The sequence below is a fragment of the Rhodococcus sp. P3_B8 genome, assembly GCF_056402775.1.
In genome coordinates, this window is record NZ_JBFUGT010000525.1 from 1 (window position 1) to 2,765 (window position 2,765).

General features: G+C 67.8%; 3 protein-coding genes. All 3 read left to right on the top strand.

Annotation, left to right across the window (positions count from 1 at the left end; all coding sequences use genetic code 11):
* Positions 1-642, top strand: a 642-nt coding sequence (locus AC1D1G_RS44025; protein WP_477956800.1) for a carbohydrate ABC transporter permease, incomplete at its 5' end; no start/stop codon positions are given.
* Between the two features lie 46 nt (positions 643-688).
* Positions 689-2,338, top strand: coding sequence for a glycoside hydrolase family 13 protein (locus AC1D1G_RS44030; RefSeq protein WP_477956801.1), 1,650 nt, complete (start codon positions 689-691; stop codon positions 2,336-2,338).
* Positions 2,339-2,419: 81 nt separating this feature from the next.
* On the top strand, positions 2,420-2,765 hold a 346-nt coding region (locus tag AC1D1G_RS44035; RefSeq protein WP_477956802.1), incomplete at its 3' end, for a hypothetical protein.

Below are 2,765 nucleotides of genomic sequence, written 5' to 3' on the forward strand. Positions count from 1 at the left end.
GCCGAGGTGACACCCCTGCTGATCTCGAGCATCATCCTCGTCGCCGGAGTTGTCCCGGTCGCAGCGTTGTTCGCCTCGATGGCCGGCTACGGGCTCGGTCAGCTGAAGGTCCCCGGCGGCACCGTCGTGTTTCTCCTCCTGCTCCTGGGCCTGACCCTCCCCCGGGAAGCAACGATCGTGCCGCTCTACTACCAGCTGCGCGAGATGAACCTGCTCAACACCCGCCTGGGCCTGATCCTGGTGCTCATCGGCACCTTCATGCCGTTCGCCGTCTTCTGGATGCGGGCCCATTTCCTCTCGATGCCGAAGGAGCTCACCGAGGCCGCGGAACTCGATGGCGCCGGCCCCTGGCAGGCGTTCCGCCACGTCCAGATCCCGCTGGCGGTCCCGGCGTTGGCCTCGCTGTGCCTGCTGCTGTTCCTGTGGACCTGGAACACCTTCCTGCAGGCCATCGTCCTGATCGACGACCCCAGCAAACGCACCATGGCGGGCGCACTGCAGAACTTCGTCGGCCAGTACTCCACCGACGTCGTCCTCCTCAACGCCGGATCACTGCTGATCATGGCACCGACCATCGTGGTGTTCCTGCTGTTCCAACGCCACTTCGTCAAGGCGATGATCTCCGGCGCCGTCAAGGGCTGACTCCGCACCGAGCATGAACTCCCGACCCACCAACCCCGAGGACACCATGACCACATCACCCCAGTGGTGGCACGACGCCGTCATCTATCAGGTGTATCTGCGCAGCTTCGCCGACTCCGACGGCGACGGCATCGGCGACATCACAGGCCTCCGGGACCGCTTGCCGTACCTCGTCGACCTCGGCGTCGACGCCGTGTGGATCACCCCCTGGTACCGGTCACCGATGGCCGACGGCGGCTACGACATCGCCGACTTCCGCGACATCGACCCGCTCTTCGGCACCCTCGACGACGCGGACACCCTACTGGCCGCCGCCCACGCCGCCGGGCTCCGCATCATCATCGACCTGCCCGCCAACCACACCTCGCACACCCACAGCTGGTTCCAGGACGCCCTGGCCAGCGCTCCCGGTTCGCCCGAGCGCGCCCGGTACTTCTTCCGCGACGGACGCGGCGACACCGGTGAGCGCCCTCCGAACGACTGGATCAGCGCCTTCGGCGGACCGGCCTGGACCCGCACCACCGACCCCGACGGACAACCCGGCCAGTGGTACCTGCACCTGTTCGCCCCCGAACAACCCGACCTCGACTGGACCAACCCGGAAGTGCTCGCCGACTTCGCCGACGTCCTACGGTTCTGGTTCGACCGCGGCGTCGACGGCATGCGCATCGACGCCGTGTCGGCCATGGCCAAGGTCCCCGGCCTGCCCGACGCGGGCCACGCACCCGGAGCCCGTTTCGAATCCAGCACCTGGGTCGACAACCCGCACTGGGATGTCGACGCCCTCCACGACATCCTGCGCGAGTTCCGCACCATCGCCGACACATACGGGCCAGACCGCATGTTCGTCGCGGAGGCGATCGTCCGCAGCCCCGAGCGCCTGGCCCGCTACGTGCGACCGGACGAACTGCACACCGCCTTCAACTTCGACTTCCCCCGAGCCGGCTGGAACCCGGCAGTGTTGCGCGCCGCGATCGACCGCAGCCGCGACGCGCTCTGCGAGGTCGGAGCGCCGGCCACGTGGGTGCTGTCGAGCCACGACGAGACCCGCCACCTCACCCGATTCGGGCGCGCCGACACCAGCACATTGCCCATGACCCTGACCGCCGGCACCGACTCCGATCTCGCCCTCGGCACTCGACGCGCCCGCGCCGCCGCCCTTCTTATGCTCGCCCTGCCCGGCGGGGCCTACCTCTACCAGGGCGAAGAACTCGGACTCGAAGAAGTCACCGACCTCCCCGAAAACCTGCTGCAGGATCCGACCTGGGAACGATCCGGGCACACCATCCGCGGCCGCGACGGATGCCGGGTCCCGCTGCCCTGGAACGGTGATCACCCGCCCTTCGGGTTCGCCGCCGACGACATCCAGCCGTGGCTGCCCCAACCCAGCTCCTGGAAGTCGAAGACCGTCGCCGCCGAATCCGGGGACCCCGACTCGATGCTCACCCTCTACCGCACCGCACTCCGACTCCGCCGCACCCTGCCCGCCCTGCGCGGGGACGACTTCGCCTGGCAGCCCTGCGCCCCCGATGTCCTCGCCTTCGACCGGGGACCATCCTTTCGGTGCGTCGTGAACCTCTCCAGCGGGCCCGCCCCGATCGACGCCGGCGCAACCGTCCTCCTCTCCTCCGGCCCCCCGACGGACGCTCTCACAGTTCCACCGGACACCACGGTCTGGCTCCAGACCACACGATAGGAGAGCAATACGACCACCCCGGTGCCTACATCGGCGGACCGCAGGCCACGCATGCCCGAAGTCGACCCACAGGGAACCACCATGACCACACACCACCCCGACGCATCCCCCATTGCTGCTGATCAACCCCACCGCGCGCAGGCCGACGACCGTATCTGCAGATCCCGGACGGGGCATCGTCGACAGGCCTATCGTCAAGTGCCGGCACCTCACGACAGGGAGGCGGAGGAGATCCTCCGATTCGCACGAATCTGGGCGGCGCCCTATGGCGGAGCACCCGATGACGAGACATTCCAACGATTCGGGATGTCACGACCACGTTTCTTCGACAAGCTTTGGGAAAGCGTCCGAGAAAGCGGATGCGGCCAGCATCTCGAAAGCCAACTCGCCATTGCCTATCCCCGCCCAACGTTCCGCACAGTGAGCC